Origin of the sequence: Nocardia asteroides (genome assembly GCF_900637185.1) — a bacterium.
GTDB classification, from domain to species: Bacteria; Actinomycetota; Actinomycetes; order Mycobacteriales; family Mycobacteriaceae; genus Nocardia; species Nocardia asteroides.
This window is the reverse complement of the sequence record NZ_LR134352.1, coordinates 1179460-1199594: the sequence shown is the minus strand read 5'-3', so window position 1 is coordinate 1199594 and position 20135 is coordinate 1179460. Positions and strand designations below refer to the sequence as shown.

15 protein-coding genes are annotated in these 20135 nt (G+C 70.9%); 7 read left to right on the top strand and 8 right to left on the bottom strand.

Annotated features, from left to right (window positions below; genetic code table 11):
• Positions 1–55: 55 nt before the first annotated feature.
• Positions 56–2404 (bottom strand): ATP-dependent zinc metalloprotease FtsH, encoded by a 2349-nt coding sequence (ftsH, locus tag EL493_RS05670; RefSeq protein WP_022566458.1) that lies wholly within the window; start codon positions 2402–2404, stop codon positions 56–58.
• A gap of 276 nt (positions 2405–2680) precedes the next feature.
• Between ftsH and EL493_RS05665 the strand changes: the two genes are divergently transcribed.
• Positions 2681–3616, top strand: coding sequence for a hypothetical protein (locus EL493_RS05665; protein WP_019044635.1), 936 nt, complete (start codon positions 2681–2683; stop codon positions 3614–3616).
• A 21-nt stretch (positions 3617–3637) separates the two neighbouring features.
• Here EL493_RS05665 and EL493_RS05660 read toward each other — a convergent pair whose 3' ends face one another.
• The gene (locus EL493_RS05660) at positions 3638–4495 is read right to left on the bottom strand and encodes a DUF1266 domain-containing protein (protein WP_022566459.1); all 858 of its coding nucleotides are present in this window, start codon (positions 4493–4495) and stop codon (positions 3638–3640) included.
• 97 nt (positions 4496–4592) lie between these two features.
• Here EL493_RS05660 and EL493_RS05655 point away from each other — a divergent pair, with 97 nt between their 5' ends.
• Positions 4593–4865 carry a DUF2277 domain-containing protein gene (locus tag EL493_RS05655; protein WP_030204155.1) on the top strand — a complete coding sequence of 91 codons (273 nt, stop codon included), beginning with the start codon at positions 4593–4595 and terminating at the stop codon, positions 4863–4865.
• On the opposite strand, the gene EL493_RS05650 is transcribed toward EL493_RS05655, so the two are convergent.
• A complete protein-coding gene (locus tag EL493_RS05650; RefSeq protein WP_232017274.1) occupies positions 4850–6079 on the bottom strand; it encodes a PucR family transcriptional regulator in 1230 nt (409 codons plus the stop codon). The genes EL493_RS05655 and EL493_RS05650 overlap by 16 nt on opposite strands.
• A gap of 106 nt (positions 6080–6185) precedes the next feature.
• On the opposite strand from EL493_RS05650, the gene EL493_RS05645 reads away from it, so the two are divergent.
• Positions 6186–7745 (top strand): aldehyde dehydrogenase family protein, encoded by a 1560-nt coding sequence (locus EL493_RS05645; protein ID WP_019044631.1) that lies wholly within the window; start codon positions 6186–6188, stop codon positions 7743–7745.
• A 389-nt stretch (positions 7746–8134) separates the two neighbouring features.
• The gene (locus EL493_RS05640) at positions 8135–9034 is read left to right on the top strand and encodes a LysR family transcriptional regulator (RefSeq protein ID WP_019044630.1); all 900 of its coding nucleotides are present in this window, start codon (positions 8135–8137) and stop codon (positions 9032–9034) included.
• On the opposite strand, the gene EL493_RS05635 is transcribed toward EL493_RS05640, so the two are convergent.
• A complete protein-coding gene (locus EL493_RS05635) occupies positions 9031–10380 on the bottom strand; it encodes an amidase (RefSeq protein ID WP_126405582.1) in 1350 nt (449 codons plus the stop codon). The genes EL493_RS05640 and EL493_RS05635 overlap by 4 nt on opposite strands.
• A gap of 226 nt (positions 10381–10606) precedes the next feature.
• Between EL493_RS05635 and EL493_RS05630 the strand changes: the two genes are divergently transcribed.
• Together EL493_RS05630 and EL493_RS05625 are read left to right on the top strand one after the other, a co-directional pair.
• Positions 10607–13003: a serine/threonine-protein kinase gene (locus tag EL493_RS05630; RefSeq protein ID WP_019044628.1), complete on the top strand. Its 2397-nt coding sequence runs from the start codon at positions 10607–10609 to the stop codon at positions 13001–13003.
• 40 nt (positions 13004–13043) lie between these two features.
• Positions 13044–14951, top strand: a complete 1908-nt coding sequence (locus EL493_RS05625) for a serine/threonine-protein kinase (protein WP_074965646.1) — start codon at positions 13044–13046, stop codon at positions 14949–14951.
• Here EL493_RS05625 and hpt read toward each other — a convergent pair.
• The 4 genes from hpt to EL493_RS05605 form a co-directional block, all read right to left on the bottom strand.
• On the bottom strand, positions 14942–15493 hold the full coding sequence (gene hpt / locus EL493_RS05620) for a hypoxanthine phosphoribosyltransferase (protein ID WP_019044626.1): 552 nt from the start codon (positions 15491–15493) through the stop codon (positions 14942–14944). The two genes, EL493_RS05625 and hpt, sit on opposite strands and share 10 nt — an antisense overlap.
• 49 nt (positions 15494–15542) lie before the next feature.
• Entirely contained in the window at positions 15543–16586 is a 1044-nt protein-coding gene (tilS, locus tag EL493_RS05615) for a tRNA lysidine(34) synthetase TilS (protein ID WP_022566461.1), read from the bottom strand.
• Positions 16587–16798: 212 nt separating this feature from the next.
• Positions 16799–17866: a zinc-dependent metalloprotease gene (locus EL493_RS05610; RefSeq protein ID WP_019044624.1), complete on the bottom strand. Its 1068-nt coding sequence runs from the start codon at positions 17864–17866 to the stop codon at positions 16799–16801.
• A gap of 12 nt (positions 17867–17878) precedes the next feature.
• Entirely contained in the window at positions 17879–19339 is a 1461-nt protein-coding gene (locus EL493_RS05605; protein ID WP_019044623.1) for a D-alanyl-D-alanine carboxypeptidase/D-alanyl-D-alanine-endopeptidase, read from the bottom strand.
• A gap of 164 nt (positions 19340–19503) precedes the next feature.
• Between EL493_RS05605 and EL493_RS05600 the strand changes: the two genes are divergently transcribed.
• Positions 19504–19992, top strand: coding sequence for an inorganic diphosphatase (locus EL493_RS05600; protein WP_019044622.1), 489 nt, complete (start codon positions 19504–19506; stop codon positions 19990–19992).
• Positions 19993–20135 lie beyond the last annotated feature (143 nt).

Below are 20135 nucleotides of genomic sequence, written 5' to 3'. Positions count from 1 at the left end.
ATGTCGACGCCGCTGATCGTCCGGCATCCGACGGTCGAGCGTAGTTGGCCACCGGTCAGCGGCGGTCGTCAGATCCTGACTCCGGCTGCTGGGGCGGGGTGCCCGGCTGCTCACCCCACGGCTGGAAACCGCCGTCGCGCTGCCGCTGCTGCTCCGGCGGCGCCCAGCCGTTGCCGTGACCCTGCGGCGGCTGCTGTTGCTGTGGCGGCTGCTGCTGTTGCTGGTCTTCCCGCGGCGGCCAGCCCGGTGCCGACCAGCCCGCCGGAGCGCCGTAGTCGGGACGCGAACCGTGCGTGCCCGAGGTCGGCCGCGGGAACGCCTGGGTCGGCGCGGTGGGCAGCGGGTAGCCCGTGGCGGGCGGCGCGGGCTGACCGTACTGCGGCGGCTGCGCCGGGTAGCCGTTGGCGGGCTCGAGCGGCGCACCGGCCGGAACCGGAGCGGGCGGGGCGGGCTGCACCGGCGGCCACGGCTCGCCGCGCTCGGCGGCCAGCTCACCCGGGGTCTTCACCGGCGGCTTGTCCGAGGGCAGCCGCTCACCGAAGTCGTTGAACGCGGTGATCCTGGGCCGCTTCTCGACCCCGGCCAGCACCTCTTCGAGGTCCTTGCGGTGCAGGGTCTCACGCTCGAGCAGCGCCGACGCCAGCGCGTCGAGCTGCTCGCGGTACTCGCTGAGGATCGACCAGGCCTCGGTGTGCGCGGCCTCGATCAGGTTGCGCACCTCCTCGTCGATCTCGCGGGCCACCTCGTGCGAGTAGTCCGAACCCTGGCCCATCGAACGGCCCAGGAACGGGTCGCCCTGCTCCTGGCCGTAGCGAACGGCGCCGAGGCGCGCGCTCATGCCGTACTCGGTGACCATGCCGCGGGCGATCTTGGTGGCCTGGTCGATATCGGACGACGCGCCGGTGGTGGGCTCGTGGAACACCAGTTCCTCGGCCGCGCGGCCACCCATCGCGAAGACCAGCCGGGCGATCATCTCCGAGCGGGTCATCAGGCCCTTGTCGTCCTCGGGCACCGTCATGGCGTGGCCGCCGGTGCGGCCGCGGGCCAGGATGGTGACCTTGTAGACCGGCTCGATGTCGGGCATCGCCCAGGCCGCCAGGGTGTGGCCGCCCTCGTGGTAGGCGGTGATCTTCTTCTCGTGCTCGCTGATGATCCGGCTCTTGCGGCGCGGACCACCGATGACGCGGTCGACCGACTCCTCCAGCGACTCGCCGGTGATGACCGAGCCGTGCTCACGCGCGGTGAGCAGCGCGGCCTCGTTGATGACGTTGGCCAGGTCGGCGCCGGACATGCCGACGGTGCGCTTGGCCAGGCCCTCGAGGTCGGCGTCGGGCGAGATCGGCTTGCCCTGCGAGTGCACCCGCAGGATCGCGCGGCGACCGGCCAGGTCGGGGTTGCCGACCGGGATCTGCCGGTCGAAACGGCCGGGACGCAGCAGCGCGGGGTCCAGGATGTCGGGGCGGTTGGTCGCCGCGATCAGGATGATGCCGGTGCGGTCGCCGAAGCCGTCCATCTCGACGAGCAGCTGGTTGAGGGTCTGCTCACGCTCGTCGTGACCGCCGCCGAGGCCGGCGCCACGCTGACGGCCGACCGCGTCGATCTCGTCGACGAAGATGATGCAGGGGCTGTTCTGCTTGGCCTGCTCGAACAGGTCGCGCACGCGGGAGGCACCGACACCGACGAACATCTCGACGAAGTCCGAGCCGGAGATGGTGAAGAACGGGACGCCCGCCTCGCCGGCGACAGCGCGCGCGAGCAGGGTCTTACCGGTGCCGGGGGGACCGTAGAGCAGCACGCCCTTCGGGATCTTCGCGCCCAGCGCCTGGTAGCGGGCCGGGTTCTGCAGGAAGTCCTTGATCTCGTACAGCTCTTCGACGGCCTCGTCGGCGCCCGCCACATCGGCGAAGGTGGTCTTGGGCATGTCCTTGGACAGCTGCTTGGCCTTCGACTTGCCGAAGCCCATCATGCCGCCGCGACCACCGCCCTGCATCCGCGACATCACGAAGATGAACAGGCCGACCAGCAGCACCATCGGCACGATGAACAGCAGCAGCTGGGAGAGCCAGCTCTCCTGCTTGACCACCGTGTCGTACTTGGCGCCGGACTGCTGCACCGCGTCGAAGATCTGGGCCGAGGTCTCACCACCGCCCGGGTACTTGGCGACGATCTTGGTGTTGTTGCTCGTTGCCTCGTTGCCGTTGTTCAGCTCGATCCGGAGCTGCTGCTCCTTGTCGTCGATCTGGACATTCTTGACGTTGGCTTTGTCGTTCAGCTGGCTGAGCGCCACGGAGGTGTCGACACTCTCCCAGCCGCGCGTGTCATCGCTGAGAAAGCTGAACAGCCAGATCATGAGCATGATGCCCGAGATGATCGCCAAAGTGCGAAACACTGTCTTGCGGTTCATAGAGCGTCGGCCGGACGGCCCAGTCCTTTCCGGTTATTTCTCCGGGTGTGCCTAGCGAAGCGTCGAGATCGGCGGGTTTCGGATGCGGACATGCCACGTTACCGCGTACGGTCTAGTTCGATACATCGCGCAGTTCGGCTGCTGGTGCAGTTGCACTGGTCAACGTTCAGAGCTGGGGAACGGTTCCCGAAAGCTCCGAACGCGTTGTTGCAAGTGGCCACAATCATGTCATGCCCGCCTTATCGTGGGCGACGACACAACTACAGCGCAGGGGGTATGGACATCGTCGAGCTACGAACACCCACAGCGATTCTGCGCCACGGCAGTGGGCGTCTCACCGTCCTGCGGCCGGGTACCGATGGCGAGCGGGTACTCGATGTTCCCATCGCCGACCTGCTCAAGGTGCGCCTGAACCGCCGCGCCGACGACGCGGTGGTGATCGAGATCTACCTGCGCCACCCCACCCCGGTGCTCACCGGCGTGCCGGCCGACCGCACCCCGCTGCCGGTCCTCATCGCCGAGCACGACGTGCCGGCCGCGCTCGGCATCGTCGACCGGATCAACGACCAGATCATGGCGACCCAGCGCATCGACGTCGCCGCGCCCGATCTCACCCCGCCCGCGCCCGAATGGGGCAAGTCGGGGCCGGTCAGGGCCGATGTCGAGCGCGCGGTGCGCCGGATGGCGCCGCGCAAGGAAGCCCGCTCGGCGATCAACGCGCTGCACCGCTACGTCACCCCCGACGAATACGTGCTGGAGACGGCGATCGCCGTCGCCGCGCCGCCCGCGGGCACCGGCACGGGATTGCTCGCCGCGACGACCACCCGGCTGCTGTTCATCGCCATCGGCGGCAGCGAGCGCTACGCGCACGAACTGGCCGTCGCCGCGATCCTCGGCGCCCGCACCGTCGACGGCGCCCGCACCGCGCCCGGCGAGATCGACACCAGGCACGGTGGCTCCGGCATGGACGTCAGCGACGGCAATCGCACACTGCACTTCGCCGGCGTCGACCGGGCCGACACCGAGCGGGTGACCTGCGCGGTCAACTTCGCCGTGCGCAGGCAGGCCGCCGACGGCGCGGCCGGGCCGGCCGATCCGGGCGTGTCGCAGCTCTACGCCGAATGGGAGCTGCTGGTGGAGCGGCACTCGCTCGGCATGGTCGACGACACCCAGTTCCAGCGCTACGGCCGCGGGATCCTGCGCAGTCTGTGACCCGGGGGCCCGGACCGGACCTCAGTTCGGTTCGGGCGCCTCGGCCTGGGTCTTCTGCTCCGGCTCGTTCAGCTCGATCCGCCGCCACGGGCTGGTCGGGCGGGTCCACAGCCGCAGCAGTTCCATCCGGCGGTCCACGCCGCCGTTCTTGAGTTCGGCCAGATCCTCGGTGGCCTGCCAGTAGGTCCAGCCGGCCAGGTAGGCGTCACCGAACTGACGCCAGTTGCGGTAGCGCCGCTGGGCGGGCCCGAGGGCGCGCATCGCGTACTCCCACGCCACGTCGGCGTCGATGTATCCGGCGGTGAAGGCCATCCGCGCCACCGCGACGACCCGGGCGAGGTCCCAGGCGTGGATGTCGTTGGGTAGCGGGCGGGCCAGGTGATCGGTGAAGCCGATCTTGATGGCCTGGGCCCAGATGTCGTAGTCGCGGACCAGCGCCTCGGGGTTCTCCATGCCGCGGAACGAACCGACCTGGCGCAGGAAGGCGCGGTGCCGGTCGGCGCGCTCACCGAAGCGGTCGCGCTCGCTGGCGTTGATCGAGGCCATCACCAGTGGATGCACCAGCGCGTAGAGGGGGGCGTGCATGCCCTCGAGCAACTGTTCCATCGACGCGCGCGCCTCGGTGCCGTCGGTGATGCCCCACGCGCCGGTGAGGGTGTCGATGGCGAGTTCGCGGCGGTCGCCGAGCGGATGCTCGCGCTCGGGACCGAGCAGCATCGCGTCGTGGAACGCGTCCCACCGGGTGGAATAGAAGGCACCGAGCGCCAGTGCGCGAAGTTCATCGTCGCTCACACCGGCGCCGGACCAGTGGTCTTCCTCGCGACCGTCCAGTTCCGGATAGGGAAAGGTGGTCAGCGCTGGTACTCCCCTGGCAGGCATGCGGCCGAGTCTAGTGCCGTGGCTGCCAGCACGGGCTCAGGAGCGAATCTCCTTTCTTGGCCTGCCGTGACCTGCCCCACAGGTTTATTGTTCTGACATGTGTAGAAATATCACCGTCTTGCGTGGTCTGGAGCCTGCCGCCACCGAGCAGGAGATCTACGCTGCCGCCTTGCAATACGTGCGCAAAGTCGGCGGCATCTCCGGGCTGAGCAGCACCACCAAACCCGCCGTCGACAAGGCCGTCGCCGCGATCGCCGCGGCCACCACGACACTGCTCGCCGAGCTGCCCGATCGCCGGGTCCCCCCGCCCACCGAACCGCCGCTGCGCCGCATCGCGGCCAGGGAGACCGCCGTTCAGGAGACCCCGTAGGCGGCGACACAATCCAGCGCGACCTCCAGCGCCAGCGCACGCGCGGCGACCGGATGTCCGAGTAGCTCCTCCACCCGGGTGATCCGGTATCGCACCGTGTTCTTGTGCACCCCCAGTTCGCGCGCGGCCTCCTCGGGGCTGCGCTGTGCGCGCAGGTAGGCGTGCAGGGTCTCGCGCAGCCGGGTCGCGACCGGGTCGGTGCCGGTGAGCCCGCGCAGTTCGCGCGCGATCAGCCCGCGCATCGCGGCCGTGTCGATCCCGGCCAGATAGGCGATCTCCACCTCGCGGTAACTCGTGACCGCCCGCTCGCCGTGCTCGGCGACCCGCCGGGCCGCCACCGCCTCCCGGTGACTGGCGACGAATCCGTCGACCTGCGCGCCCGGCAGCCCGAACGCCACCCGCACCGGCGCCGCGACCTCGCACCGCGCGATCCGCGCGGCGAGCTCGGCATCGTCGTCGTCGACCGTCGCCCAGGCCCACAGCCCGCTGGCGCTGGCGGCGACCGTGAGCAGCCCGCTCGCGCCGAGCGTGCCCGCGATCCGGGTGGCCGCGCGGTCGAGCAGGCCGCCGGGTTCCTCACCACCACCGTCACCGCCGGTCCACAGCAGGAAGGCCAGGTGCCGCTGCGCGAGCCGGTAGCCGAGGCCGATCGACGCCTCGTCGACGTCGACCACCGTGCCCGCCAGCAGCGCGCGGACCAGTTCGGTGCGGGTGTTGAGCGCGTCGCGCAGGACGTGCTCGCGCTCGGCCATGAACGTTCCGGTGAGCGCCTCGATCGACTGGCCCATCCAGCTGGTCGACCGTTCGAACATCCGCAGCATGACCGCGCGTTCCAGCTCCGGCGGCACCTGACCCGCGGTGATGGTCTCGGTCATCACGGCCTGCGCCTCGGCCAGGCCGGCCCGGTAGGCGCGCAGCAGCACCCGTACGTCCAGTCCGCGCCGGGCGATGGTCCTGGCCAGGACGTGCGCTTCCTCCGGCAGGGCGAGGTCGTCGGTGTCGGTGGCCAGGCCGGTGAGCACCACCCTGGCGTGCGCGCGGGTGCTGGCGGCCAGGTCGCGACGCAGGTCGGGATCGGCGAGTTCGGGGGAATCGGCCAGCACGGCCGCGTCGAGGCGCGCGAGGACGCGGTCCATCGTCTGCGTGCGCAGCAGTTCGTAGACGTACTCGGCGAACCAGCCGCGCACCTGTTCGGCGATTTGTTCTCCAGGCACCAGAAAATCCGATTTCGTTGACGTATACGGCCAAGAATCCGCGCCTCGATTGTGCCAGGCTGATAGTTGGTGAACTGAATCACACAACGCAGTGGGGAGCACGACAGTGACCGAACTCGACCAGACCGCGGCGGCAGGCGCCGAGGTGATCGCGGTGCGCAATCCGGCGACCGGCGAACAGACCGGCACCGTGCCGATCACCGCGCCCGACGACGTGGCGGCCGCTGTCCGCGAATTGCGCCTCTACCAGCCCGAATGGGAGGCGATCGGCCCCGAGGGCCGCAAGAAGTGGCTGCTGAAGATGCAGGACTGGCTCATCGACAACACCGAGCACCTCGCCGCGGTGCTGCAGTCGGAGACCGCCAAGCCGCGCGTGGACGCGCTCATCGACCCGGCCTTCGCCGTCGACCTGCTCGGCTACTACGCCCGGCGCGCCGGCAAGTTCCTCGCCGACGAGCACCCCGCCCCGCACAGCCCGCTGGCCCGGGTGAAGTCGCTGACGGTGGCCTACCGGCCGTATCCGGTGGTCGGCGTGATCACGCCGTGGAACTTCCCGCTCGCCATGCCCGCGATCGATGTGTTCCCCGCGCTGGCCGCCGGCGCCGCGGTGATCCTCAAGCCGTCGGAGGTGACGCCGCTGTCGGCCGTGGAGCTGGCGCGCGGCTGGGCCGAGATCGGCGCGCCGCCGGTGTTCAAGGTGGTCACCGGCGCGGGCGCGACCGGTGCCGCGGTGGTCGAGCACGCCGACTACATCCAGTTCACCGGTTCCACCGCGACCGGCCGCAAGATCGCCGCCGCCTGCGCCGAGCGGATGGTGCCCTACAGCCTGGAGCTGGGTGGCAAGGATCCGGCGATCGTGCTGGCCGACGCCGATATCGACCGCGCCGCGCACGGCATCGCCTTCGGCGGCATGTTCAACGCCGGGCAGGTGTGCATCTCGGTGGAGCGGGTCTACGTCGAGGCGCCGGTCTACGACGAGTTCGTCGAGAAGCTCACGGCCGCGGTCGCCGCGCTGCGCCAGGGCGCCGACGGGCGTGAGTCCAAGCACGACGTGGGCGCGCTGGCCAACGAGAACCAGGTGCGGATCGTGCAGCGCCACGTCGACGAGGCGATCGCCGCGGGCGCGCGGGCGACCACCGGCGGCAAGCGCACCGGCGTGGGCACCTTCTTCGAGCCGACCGTGCTGGTCGACGTAAACCACTCGATGTCGTGCGTCGCCGAGGAGACCTTCGGGCCGACCCTGCCGGTGATGAAGGTGGCCGACGAGGCCGAGGCGATCCGGCTGGCCAACGATTCGATCTACGGCCTGTCGGCCTCGGTGTGGACCGGCGACAAGTCGCGCGGCGAGCGGGTGGCCCGCCAGCTGAACGCGGGCGCGGTGAACATCAACGACGTGTTCGCCAACCTGTTCAACCCGGCGATGCCGATGGGCGGCTGGGGTCAGTCCGGTGTCGGCGCGCGCTGGGGCGGCGCGTCGGGTGTGCGCAAGTACTGCCGGGCGCAGGCGATGACCAAGCCGAAGCTGCCGACCATGAGCAAGGAATTGTTCTGGTACCCGTACGACATGAACAAGCTCGTCGTCGCGGTGGCGGCGATGCGGGCGGCCGGCGCGCGCGGCATGCGCCGGATCGACCTGCCCGCGGTGCTGCGGCTCAAGCAGAAGTAGGCCGTCGCCCGGCCGCGACGGGGTTCGTCGCGGCCGGTTCCGGCACACCCGAAACCTCTTTGTGAGCAAACTCACTCATTCGCAGCATCCGGCGCGCGAACAGTGGTCAGCGGTATGTTTCGCCGCCCGACCGGACCGCCGCGGTGCGTGCCACAGCGCCGACCCGATCTGTGAGTCGGGACGCATTTCCGCTGGTCAACCGCCCAGCTATCGCGGAGCCACCGCTCAGCATCCGTCAGCCGCGGATAAATGACGGCTCAATGATGCAGCGCACCATGTCAGGTCATATGCTGTGCGTTACCAACCTGGTGACTGTTTTGATCCACCTCCGCGAGGTTCCTTGCCCGTTTTGGCTGGAATTTCCCGACCGATTCTGATAGCAAGGTGCTATGGACCCGCATTTGCGCGATCTGCGGTATTTCGTCGCCGTCGCTGAGGAACTGCATTTCACCAACGCCGCTCAGCGGTTGCACATCGCTCAGCCGACGTTGTCACGCCAGATCCGCCAGCTCGAACGCCAGCTCGACGTGGTCCTGTTCGACCGCAACCAGCGCAGTGTCGCCCTCACCGTCGCCGGTAAGGAACTGCTCGAAGGCGCCCGCAAGATCCTGGAACTGTGGGAGGTCACCAACGTCTCCCTGCAGGAAGCCGGCGAGGTCCTGCGCGTCGGCATCCAGTCCGCGCTCGGGCGCGGCCTGCTCAACGACCTGGAGAGCGCCAGCGGCCACCGCCTGGCCCTGCACGCCGCCTCCTGGAACGACCCGTCCAGCGGTCTGGCGGGCCGCCAGGCCGACCTGGCCCTGGTGTGGCTGCCGCTGCCCGATCCCAACCGCTACCGCTGGCAGGTGCTGCGCACCGAGCCGCGCTGGGTGCTGCTGCCCGAGACCCACCCGCTCGCCGAGCAGGAGACGATCGAGTTCGCCGACCTGCTCGACGAGTCTTTCGTCGCCCTGCCCACCGAGGCGGGCGCGGTGCGTGACTTCTGGCTCGGCAACGACGCCAGGGGCGGGCGGGCCGCCAAGATCGGCGCCGAGGCCGCCACTCCCGAGGACAAGCTCGAGGCCGTCAGCCTGGGCCTGGGTGTGTGCCTGCTCGCCGAGAACAACGTCCCGATGTACCGCTGGCCCGGCCTGACCGCGCGTCCGGTGGCCGGCCTGAGCCCGTGCGAGCTGGCCGTGGCCTGGCGCGCCGACGACACCAGGCCGACCATCCTGGAGTTCGCCGGTCGCGCCGTCGACGGTGGTTTCTCCGAGCCGCAGACACCGGCGCCCGCCGCGATCGCGGTCTAGTTCGACAACTCCAGCTGGGCGGCGAGGCCGAGCAAGGTGGCCTCGCTCCCCGGCGGACCGGCCAGCTGCGCCGCGAGCGGGGTATGCGCCTCGGGATGGGTGCCCATCGGCACCGACGCGGCGGGCCAGCCGACCAGATTCCAGAGGCCGGTGAAGGGCGCGTAGCGCGCCGAGGCGAGCACGTTCGCCAGCCAGCCGCGTCCGCTCCACCGCTTGGCCTTGGGTGGCGGCGCCGCGAGCGTCGGGGTGATCACCACGTCGAAGTTCTCGAAGAAGTCGGCCAGGCCCGCCTCGATCCGGTCGACCTGACCCGGCCGGACCAGCCGCAGCCGCCGGATCAGCCTGCCCACGGCCAGATGCCGTTTGGTGCGGGCTTGCAGCAGGTCCGGGTGCGGGAGCCGGGCCGCGTCGGACAAGCCCGCGGTGGGCCAGCGCAGCAGCATGGTCAGCGCGGTGTCGCCGTAGGGCAGTTCGACCGGTTCCACCAGGTGCCCGGCCGCCGCCGCGCGCGCACCCGCCGTGCGCGCCGCCGCCGTCCAGTGTCGATCCATCCGGACGAGTCGCGACGGCGGAGCCACGGCAAGTCCGATGCGTAGTCGGTGTGGCGCGCGTAGCTCGGCCAGGTCCGACCGGCCCGCGAGCACCGACAGCGCCAGCGCCGCGTCCGACACCGTCGTGGCCAGGACACCGTTCTCCGCCATGCCCGCCCACGAATCGGCGCCGATCTCGGACGGCACCACCTGCCTGCCCGGCTTGATCCCGAAGACGCCGCACGCCGCCGCGGGCACCCGGATCGAACCGAGCCCGTCGTTGCCGTGCGCGATCGGCACCAGGCCCGCCGCCACCGCCGCCGCCGCGCCACCCGAGGACCCGCCCGCCGTCCGGCCGACATCGCGCGGATTGCGGGTGACGGTCCCGTCCTCGTCGGTGGTGGCCCACAGCCCCAGTTCGGGCATGGCCGTCACCCCGACCACGATCGCGCCCGCCGCGCGCAGCCGCGCCACCACGGGATGATCCGCCGGTTCGGGATCGGTCGCGCTGGCCGCCGACCCGGCCCTGGTCGGCACGCCGGTCACCGCGATGTTCTGCTTCACCGCCACCGGCACGCCCGCCAGCGGCAGGGCGTCCAGATCGTCGCGCGCGGCCAGCTCGACCGCCTCGGCGCGGGCGGCGTCGGCGCGCACCACGGTGAACGCGTTGATCTTGCGATTTTCCGAGGAGATGCGGGTGAGTGCCTCGGTCACCACATCGAGTGGCACGATCGTGCCCGCGCGAACCCGGGCGGCCAGCGCCGCCGCCGGGCCGCCGATGGGGTACTCGTCGGCGGGTGGGTGGGAAGAGTCCATCGCCACCTCAGCGTCCGTCACGCCGTCGTCGTCGACGGACTCCCATGCTACCGCTGTGAGGTCATCGTGCATGTGCGGATTCGCCCCCGTCGCATGGTCGTCGAAATTCGGGTGATCTGCTCTAAAGGCGCAAGTTATCATTTCGAGTACGGCTCGGGGGACGATGGCGTCGGGTGTGGCGGAAGGAATTTCGCACCGATCCGCTCCGAACCTTAGGTCGGTTGGAATGAGTGATAGCACCGGAGGCGGTGAACGGCCCGACGGGAGCACCGGCGGGTCCACGAACGTGCGCGGCGACATGGTCGAGGCGTTCGCCGCGGCGTGGGGTTCGACCGGTCAGCCGCCCGATATCACCGAGTTCCTGCCCGACGCGCTGACCCTGCGCAGGCAGGCCCTGCACGAGCTGATCCGCGTCGATCTGCGCCACCGCTGGCTGCACCACGCGAGCGAGACCGTCGCCCGCCTGCGCCTGGCCGACTACTGCGCCGAGTTCCCCGAACTCGACTGCTCGACCCTGCCCGCCGGCCTGGTGTTCGAGGAATTCGTGATCCGCAGACACAGCGGCGAACGCCTCGATCCCCGCTCCTACCTGCGCGAATACCCGGACCAGGCATCGAGTCTGCGCGGGCTGCTCAACACCGACGAGCTGGAACAGAGCACCCACCGCGCCGACGATCCCGACCCCACGGTGAACCAACCGCCCGAGTCGATTCGTACTACCCAGGTGACCACGCCCGAGCTCGATCTCACCGCGACAGCGACCGCGTCGGCGACCGCCGCCGACACGGTGCCGGGTGCGTTCGCGCCGCTGGACCGGATCGAGATCGGCCAGCGTATCGGCGACTTCGAACTGCTCACCGGCCTCGGCTCGGGCGCCTTCGCGCGGGTCTTCCTGGCCCGCCAGACCTCCATGCAGCGACTGGTCGCGGTGAAGGTCTCGGCCGACCGCGGCACCGAACCGCAGACACTGGCCCAGCTCGACCACGACTACATCGTCCGGGTCTTCGACCAGCAGCTGCTCGACACCGAGGCGGGCGGCCCGTCCACCGCGCGCCGGCTGCGCCTGCTGTACATGCAGTTCCTGCCCGGCGGCACCCTGCTCGGCCTGCTGCGCTGGGTCCGCGCCACCCCGCCCGCCGAGCGCAGCGGCAAGCTGCTGCTCGACGCCGTCGACGCCGCCATGGAGGAGAAGGGCGAGATCCGGCCCACCGATTCCAGCGTCCGCGCCGAACTGGCCGAGCTGAGCTGGCCGGAGACCGTCGCCTGGCTGGGCAGGCGACTCGCCGAGGCGCTCGACTACGCCGCCGCGCACGGCGTGCTGCACCGCGACGTGAAACCGGCCAACGTCCTGCTCACCGCCGAGGGCGTGCCCAAGCTCGCCGACTTCAATATCAGCTTCAGCCGCACGGTCGCCGGGACCAGCCCGGTCGCCTACTTCGGCGGCTCGCTGTCGTACATGTCGCCCGAGCAGCTCGAGGCCTGTCACCCCGGCCTCGGCCGCAGCGCCGCCGACCTCGACACCCGCTCCGACATCTACTCCCTCGGCGTCGTCCTCTGGGAACTGCTCACCGGCGCCAAGCCCTTCGACGACAGCACCGCCGAAGCGGCAGGCTCCGGCGACGAGACCACCCTCGAGGCGATGCTGGAACGCCGCAGCGGCGGCGTCGACGCGGCCGCCCTGGACCGCGTCCCCGAGAACTGCCCGGCCGCCCTGCGCCGCGTGCTGCTGACCTGCCTGGAACCCGACCGCGCCCGGCGCTGGCCGGACGGCGCGGTGCTGGCCAAGCAGTTCGATCTGTGCCTGGACGAGCGTGCGCGCGACCTGGTCGACCCACCGCCGAAGAGCTGGCGGATGCAGTTGCGCCGGTTCCCGCTGCTGGCGATGGTGCTCTCCGTCGGTGTCCCGAATGCCCTCGCGTCCTGGTACAACATCCTGCACAACCAGACCCTGGTCGTGAGCAGGCTCAGTGAGTCGGCACAGAACACGTTCATCGTGATCACGGCAGGGGTGAACCTGATCTTCTTCCCTGCGGGCACGGCACTACTGATCTACCTGGCCAGATTCATCCTCGGCGTGCCACGAGGATTGCGCAAAGGCCGCCGATATGACCCATCCGTGCTGAGACGCGCTCGACAGGACACGCTCAGATTCGGCGACCGGGCGGTCGTCGTGGCGTTCTCGCTGTGGGCATTGGCCGGCTTCACCTTCCCGATCGCACTCGAGCTCGCGACCGGGAATGTGCCCGGCCCAGCCGTCGTCCATTTCTTCGCCTCGTTGCTGGTCTGTGGCGCGATCGCGGTGGCCTACCCGTTCTTCCTCGTCACCTTTTATCTGGTCCGCTGCATCTATCCGATCTTCCTGCGGCACGGTGAGATCAGCGCCGAGGACAGCGAGTGGCTGAGCGCGCTCAGCAGGCGCAGCACCTGGTACCTGGCGATCGCCGCGTCGGTCCCGCTGCTCGCGGTGGCCGGGGTGACGTTCCTGCCGCCCACCGACATCCCCCAGGTGATCGTGGCGGTCCGGGTGCTCTGCGTGGGCGGCATCATCGCGTTCATCGGCTCCTACCTGCTGTTCCGCGCGCTCGAAGCCGATCTCGCCGCGCTGCGCCGCGTCGTCAGCTGATCGTGATGAACCGCTCGGGGAGTGGGGCCGTACCCCCGGCGTGAGCTCGACACGACTCGGTGAGGTGACCCGGCCCGCGCTCGATCGCACCGGTGCCGCGCATCCGGAGGATCGGCGGGGGCTGGACCGGATCGAGGTGGGGTCCCGGATCGGGGATTTCGAGCTGCTCACCGAGTTGGGGGCGGGCGCGTTCGCGCGGGTGTTCCTGGCTCGGCAGCGCTCGATGCAGCGGCTGGTGGCGGTGAAGGTCTCCGCCGACAGCGGGACCGAGCCGCAGACGCTGGCCCAGCTCGACCACGACTACATCGTGCGGGTCTTCGACCAGCAGGTGCTCGACCGGCCCGCCGACGGCTCGCCCCGGCTGCGGATGCTCTACATGCAGTTCCTGCCCGGCGGCACGCTGCTCGGCCTGCTGCGCTGGGTCCGCGCGACGCCACCGGCCGAGCGTTCCAGCAACCTGCTGCTGGACGCGGTGGACGCGGCGATGGAGGAGAAGGGCGAGATCCGGCCGACCGACTCGGCGGTGCGCGCCGAGATCGCCGGGCTGAGCTGGCCGGAGACGGTCGCCTGGCTGGGCAGCAGGCTGGCCGCCGCGCTGCACCACGCGGCGGGCAACGGCGTGCTGCACCGCGACGTGAAACCGGCCAATGTGCTGCTCACCGCCGAGGGCGTGCCGAAACTGGCCGACTTCAACATCAGCTTCAGCCGGTCGGTGCCCGGCGCCAGCCCGGTCTCCTACTTCGGCGGGTCGCTGGCGTACATGTCGCCCGAGCAACTCGAAGCCGGGCATCCGCGCCGGGCCCGCACCGCCGCCGACCTCGACACCCGCGCCGACATCTACTCCCTCGGCGTGCTGCTGTGGGAGCTGCTGACCGGCGTGAAACCGTTCGACGACACCACCGTCCCCGACAGCGACCGGCACCCCGAGCTGGGCTTGGACGCCGCGCTGGAACGGCGCGCGGCCGGGGTCACCCCGGCGGCGCTGGCCCTGGTCCCCGCCGACTGCCCGGCCGCCCTGCAGCGCGTGCTGCTCACCTGCCTGGCCGCCGACCGCGACGACCGCTGGAGCGACGGCGCCACCCTGGCCGCCCAATTCGACCTGTGCCTGGACCCGCACGCGCGCGACCTCACCGACCCGCCCCCGCACAGCTGGCGAATCCGCTTGCGCCCGTTCCTGTTCGCGCTGCTGGCGCTGTCGATCGCGCTGCCCAACCTGCTGGCCGCGTACTACCAGCGGCAGCTGAACACCGCTCTCATCCACGGCGGGCTGGCCCCCGACACCAGGGCGACCCAGCGCATGGTCTCCGATATCGCGAACCTGATGTTCTTCTCCGTCGGCGGCGCGGTGCTGGTGTATCAGGGGCGGCGCGTGCTCACCGTGCCGCACCGGATCCGCGCCGGGCTGCGCTGCGACCCCGGCACCATCGACCGGGCCAGGCAGGACTGCCTGCGGTTCGGTCATCAGGCCGTCGTCGTGGTGTCGGCGCTGTGGCTGGCGGCGGCCGCGCTCTACGCGATCACGCTCTGGGTGGTCGACGGGATGGTGCCGCTGCGCACCGCGCTGCACCTGTTGCTGGTGGGGGCGATCTGCGCCGCCATCGCGATGACCTACCCGTTCTTCCTGATCACCCTGTACCTGGTGCGCTGCGTGTACCCGGTGTTCCTGCAGCACGGCCGTAACTTCCGCGGCGACCGGCGCTCGCTGGCGACGCTGGCCGTGCGCTGCCGCCGCTACCTGGTGATCGCGGCGTCGATCCCGCTGCTGGTGGTGGCCAGCGCGACCTTCCTGCCGGTACCGGACCTGCTGACGACGATCGCCCCGCTGCGCACGATCTGCGTGGGCGGGGTGATCGGTTTCGTCGGGTCCTACGTACTGTTCCGGATCATCGAGTCCGACCTGGTCGCCCTGTCACGGGTGGTCGGTTCCCGGCGGTCGGATCAGGAATAGACCTTCGGGTCCAGGGTGCCGATGAACGGCAGGTCGCGGTAGCGCTCGGCGTAGTCGAGGCCGTAGCCGACGACGAATTCGTTGGGGATGTCGAAGCCCACGTGGGCCACGTCGACCGGGGTGCGCAGCGCGTCGGGCTTGCGCAGCAGGGTCACCACTTCCAGCGAGGCCGGGTTGCGGGTCGACAGGTTGCGCTTGAGCCACGACAGGGTCAGACCGGAGTCGATGATGTCCTCGACGATCAGCACATTGCGGCCGGCGATGTCCTTGTCCAGGTCCTTCATGATCCGCACGACACCGGAGGACGAGGTGGACGAGCCGTAGGACGACACGGCCATGAACTCGAGCTGGGTGGGGATCGGCAACGCCCTGGCGAAGTCGGTCATGAAGAAGATCGCGCCCTTGAGCACGCAGACCAGCAGGAGGTCGCCCTCGGGGGAATCGGGCGGGTACCGCTTGGCGACGAGCTCGGCCAGCTCCTCGATTTTGGCCTTGATCTCGTCTTCGGTGATCAGCACCGATGCGATGTCGTCTCCGTACACGGAAGTGGGTTTCCCTTCAGTGGGTGTCGATCCCGGCTCGACCGATCCATTATGTGGCATCGTTTCGCGGCTGCGCGCGTACCGTCAGCGTGCCATGCTCGCGCGCCACGACCAACCTGTGGTCCCGTCCGCCGCCGGCCACCGCGACGCCGCCCTGCCCGCGCCAGTTGTGCACGAGCTCGTCGATCGCTTGTAAATGGGCGTTCAGCAAGCCCCCGACGCCCTGCTCGGCGAGCCAGGCCCGGATGACGCGCCGTCGCAGCGCGGGCGCGGCAGTGGCCAGGATCTCGATGGACAGCGCCGGGCGATGACTGTCGCCGGCGCCACCCGGGCGGGCGGCGGCCGAGTGTGCGGTCGCCGCGCGCAGCAGGTCGGCGGTGAGCACGTCGAGCACCTCGCCGTCGGCGCGCAGCTGGTCGGCCGTGCGAGCCAGGGCCTTGGCCACGCCGCCGCCGAGCACGTCCTCGAGCAGCGGCAGCACCTCGGTGCGCAGCCGCACGCGGGTGTAGGCGGGGTCGAGATTGTGCGGGTCGGCCCACGGTTCGAGGCCGAGGTCAGCGCACATCCGCTCGGTCTGGGCCCGCCGCACGCCGAGCAGCGGCCGTCCCCACGGCGCGTTCCAGGTCGCCATGCCGCGCAGCGAGTGACCGCCCGAGCCGCGCCCGAGGCCGAGCAGCACCGTCTCGGCCTGGTCGTCGAGGGTGTGCCCGAGCAGGACCGGCTTGTCGCCGCGGGCCGAGTCCAGGGCCGCGTACCTCGCCCGCCGGGCCGCCGCTTCCACTCCCCCGTCGCGCCCCACGTCGACCGGCAGGACCACGGCTTTCACGCACCCGAGCGCCAGCGCCTGCGCGGCCGCCCGCGCGGCCACCTCCGCCGACCCGTCCTGCAACCGGTGATCCACCACGACCGCGTGCACGGTCTCCGCCTCGACCACGGCGGCAGCCGTCAGCGCCAGCGAATCCGCGCCGCCGGACAACCCGACGCACACCGGACTCGGTCCGCCCCGCGCCGCGAACCATTCCCGCACGCCCCGACGCACCGCCAGCACGGCCGCGGTCTCGGGCAAACGCGGCGTCGAAGTCATGCGCGCCATGCCGGGCAGCGTCGGCGTGATCCGCCGAGCACGATCCTCATGCCAGCAGGCTACCCAGCGCGTCTGCGCCCCTGGTGCGCAGAACGGGCTCCGCGTCGTGCTGCCTCCGCCCGCGACCGGCAGCGCGAATCCGCCGCCGTCTCCGCGCTACAACGAGGCCCGGCCGCGCGCTGGTAGCGACTCGCTGCCCGGCAGAGCAGCCGCCTGGCCGCTCAGAACAGGACGCGCCGGATCCAGCGCTCGGGCTCGTCCACCTCGTCGAGGCGCGGCAGCGTGTCCGCGTTCGTCCACACGGTGTTGAACTCGGTCACCCCCACCCGCTCGACCACCGCGTCGACGAACTTCTTCCCGCGCACGTACTGGGCCACCTTGGCGTCCACCCCGAGCAGCGCCCGCAGCAGCCGCTGCACCGGGTTGGTCGGCTTCTTCCTGCGCTGGTCGAACGCGGCGCGGATATCGGCCACCGTCGGCACCACGGCGGGGCCGACGGCGTCCATGACGTGGTCGGCGTGGCCCTCCAGCAGGGTGCCGAGCATGAGCAGGCGGTCGAGCGCCTCGCGCTGCGGCGGGGCCTGGGCGGCGCGCAGCAGGCCGACGACGCCGCGGCTGTTGGGGTCGTCGGCGGCGTCGCCGTTGCGCCGGGACTTCACCTCGGTGAGCAGCCTGCCGAGCATCTCGCTCATCGGTTCCTCGCCGACCTCGCTGAGGATGTCGACATTGGTGCGCATGTAGCCGGCCAGCCACGGCGCCGAGGAGAACTGCACCCGGTGGGTCACCTCGTGCAGGCACACCCACAGCCGGAAGTCGGTGGCGTCGACGCCGAGCGCGCGCTCCACGCCGAGGATGTTGGGCGCCACCAGCAGCAGGGTGCCGTCGTCGCCGGTGAACGGGTCGTACTGGCCGAGGATGGCGGTCGACAGGAACGCCAGCATGGTGCCCGCCTGCAACCCGGCCGGCTTGCCGACGAGCTTGCCGGTGGTGCTCGGCGCCTCGGTGCCGGTGAGCACGGCCATCGAGTCGGCGGCCGCGGCGATCCAGCCCGGCCGGTCGACGATCCGGGCCGCGGGCACCGGCCGGTCGTCGAGCAGTCCGCTGACCTCACGCACCGGCCCTTCGGCCCGCACCGAGGCGGTGGCGAGCTCGGCGACGACCTGTTCGGCGACCTGCCGGGAGGTGCGAGGCCCCGCGGGCGCGAGCACCGCGCCGGTCCGCGCGGCCAGCCGCCAGTCGACGGCGCCGCCGAATCCGGAGTTGGTCCGCCCGTTCTTGTCCTCGGTCATCGCCACCCGCTCTCAGGAGCATCCGCAGTTGCGCAGCGTGCCCGCGACCGCGTCGAGCGCGGGCCTGCTGACCTCCGGCAATCGGTCGTTGGACATGAGGGCGAAGGTCAATACCCGCCCGTCGCGGTCGAGCACATACCCGACCAACGCGCTGGCCACGCTGAGAGTTCCGGTCTTGGCCCGCACCCAGCCCGCGCCCGCCCGGTTCTGGGTGACGAAGCGCGGCGCGAGCGTCCCGGTGCCACCGGCCACCGGCAGGTCGTCCAGCAGCGGCGCCAGAGCCGCTGCGCGCGGGTCGGTTTCGGGCCTGGCCCGGGTGCCCGCGGGCACGACGGAGGCGGCGCCGGTGGGCTCGGCCGCGGTCGCGATGATCGAGTCGAGCAGCCGCGGCGGCACCCGGTCGTCGACCGAGAGGCCGCTGTTGTCGGCCAGATGCAGTCCGGCGACGTCGAATCCGGCACTGGTCAGCGCGGCCGTGGTGGCGGCGACGGCACCGGCGAAGGAGGGCGGCAGCCCGGTCGCCAGGGCCAGTTCCCGGCCGATCGTCTCGGCCAGCACATTGTCGGAGTGGATCATCATGTCGTGCAGGCGGACTCGCAGCGGCGCGGATTCCACCCTGGCGAGTTCGGCGCCGTTGCGCTCGGCCGGACCCACCCGCACCGCGGCGGGGTCGATGCCGAGTTCGGCGGCCAGAGCGCGGCCGGCGTCGAGCGCGGGCGTGGCGGTGCGGGGTGAGTAGTCGGCCGACGGATCGAATCGGCCGCCGTCCAGCATCACCGGCTCGATCGGGCTGATCGAGCCCTCGGGGATGTCGACCGGGTCCCAGCCCGGCGCCATGGTGGGCCCGACGAAGGCCGCGTTGTCCACCACGATCGCGCTCGCCTTGGTGCCCTTGGCCTTGATCTGGGCTGCCAGGTCGGCGATGCGTGGTCCGTCGGTGTAGTAGCCGCCGTCGGCCTTGGTGGTGAGCGTGGGGTCGCCGCCCGCGACGAGCACCAGTTCCCCGGGCGCGCCCGCGACGACCTTGGTCGCGATCCGCTGATCGTCGGGCAGGGTCAGCAGCGCGGCCGCGACCAGCATCACCTTGGCGGTGGAGGACGGGATCATGGCCTTGGCGGGGTCCTGGCTCCACAGCACCGTGCCGCTGGTCGGGTCGGTCACCTGGCCGGCGAAGGCACCCAGATCCGGACTGCCGACCACCGGCGCGAGCGCGGCCGCGATGCCCGCGGCGGTCGGGGCCGGCGCGTCCGACCTGGCCGGGGTGACCTCAGCGACCGCCCGATCGGTCGACGGCGGCGGCGCGACGGTGAGCCCGCCGTGCCGGAACTCCGGGGACCACGGCTGCGCGATCGCGGCGAATCCGCCCGCGATCACCAGCAGCGCCACCACCACCGCGGACAGCCAGATCCAGCCTGACCTGCGCGAGCGCGGCGGCTGCGAGTCCGGATTGTTGTTGTCGCTTCGACCGATCACGACCGTCGTTTCTCCCTCAACGCCGTCCGACACGCCTCGACTGCGCGCCTGGGCCGCCTGCCGCACCGGTGTACCAGCACACCACACTATCCTCGTTGCGCAACGGTTCCCCAGAACGATCTGGCGATTCGGCAGAGAAGCACTCGAACGAGCAAGGAGATGGCGTGGAGTTCGACGTCACCATCGAGATCCCCAAGGGTTCTCGGAACAAGTACGAGGTCGATCACGAGAGCGGCCGGGTCAAGCTCGACCGGTACCTGTACACCTCCATGGGCTACCCGGCCGACTACGGCTTCATCGAGAACACCCTCGGCGAGGACGGCGACCCGCTGGACGCGCTGGTGCTGCTGCCGGAGTCGGTGTTCCCCGGTGTCATCGTGGAGGCGCGTCCGATCGGCGTGTACCGCATGACCGACGAGGCCGGCGGCGACGACAAGGTGCTGTGCGTGCCCGCGGGCGACCCGCGCTGGGACCACGTCCAGGAACTGAGCGACGTCTCGGAGTTCGAGCTGTCGGCGATCAAGCACTTCTTCGAGCGCTACAAGGACCTGGAGCCGGGCAAGTTCGTCCAGGGTTCGGAGTGGCTGGACCGCGCCGAGGCCGAGAAGGTCATCGACGAGTCCTTCACCCGCCTGAAGGAATCCGGCCACTGAGCCGAGGCCGACGAAAAACGGGAAGTCCGGAGCGATCCGGGCTTCCCGTTCTCGTTACCCGGACCGGGCCGCCGACCCCCCGGCGACGACGCGGTTCACCTCGGCGAACTCCGGCGTACACACCGCAATCTACCGTGTGAACA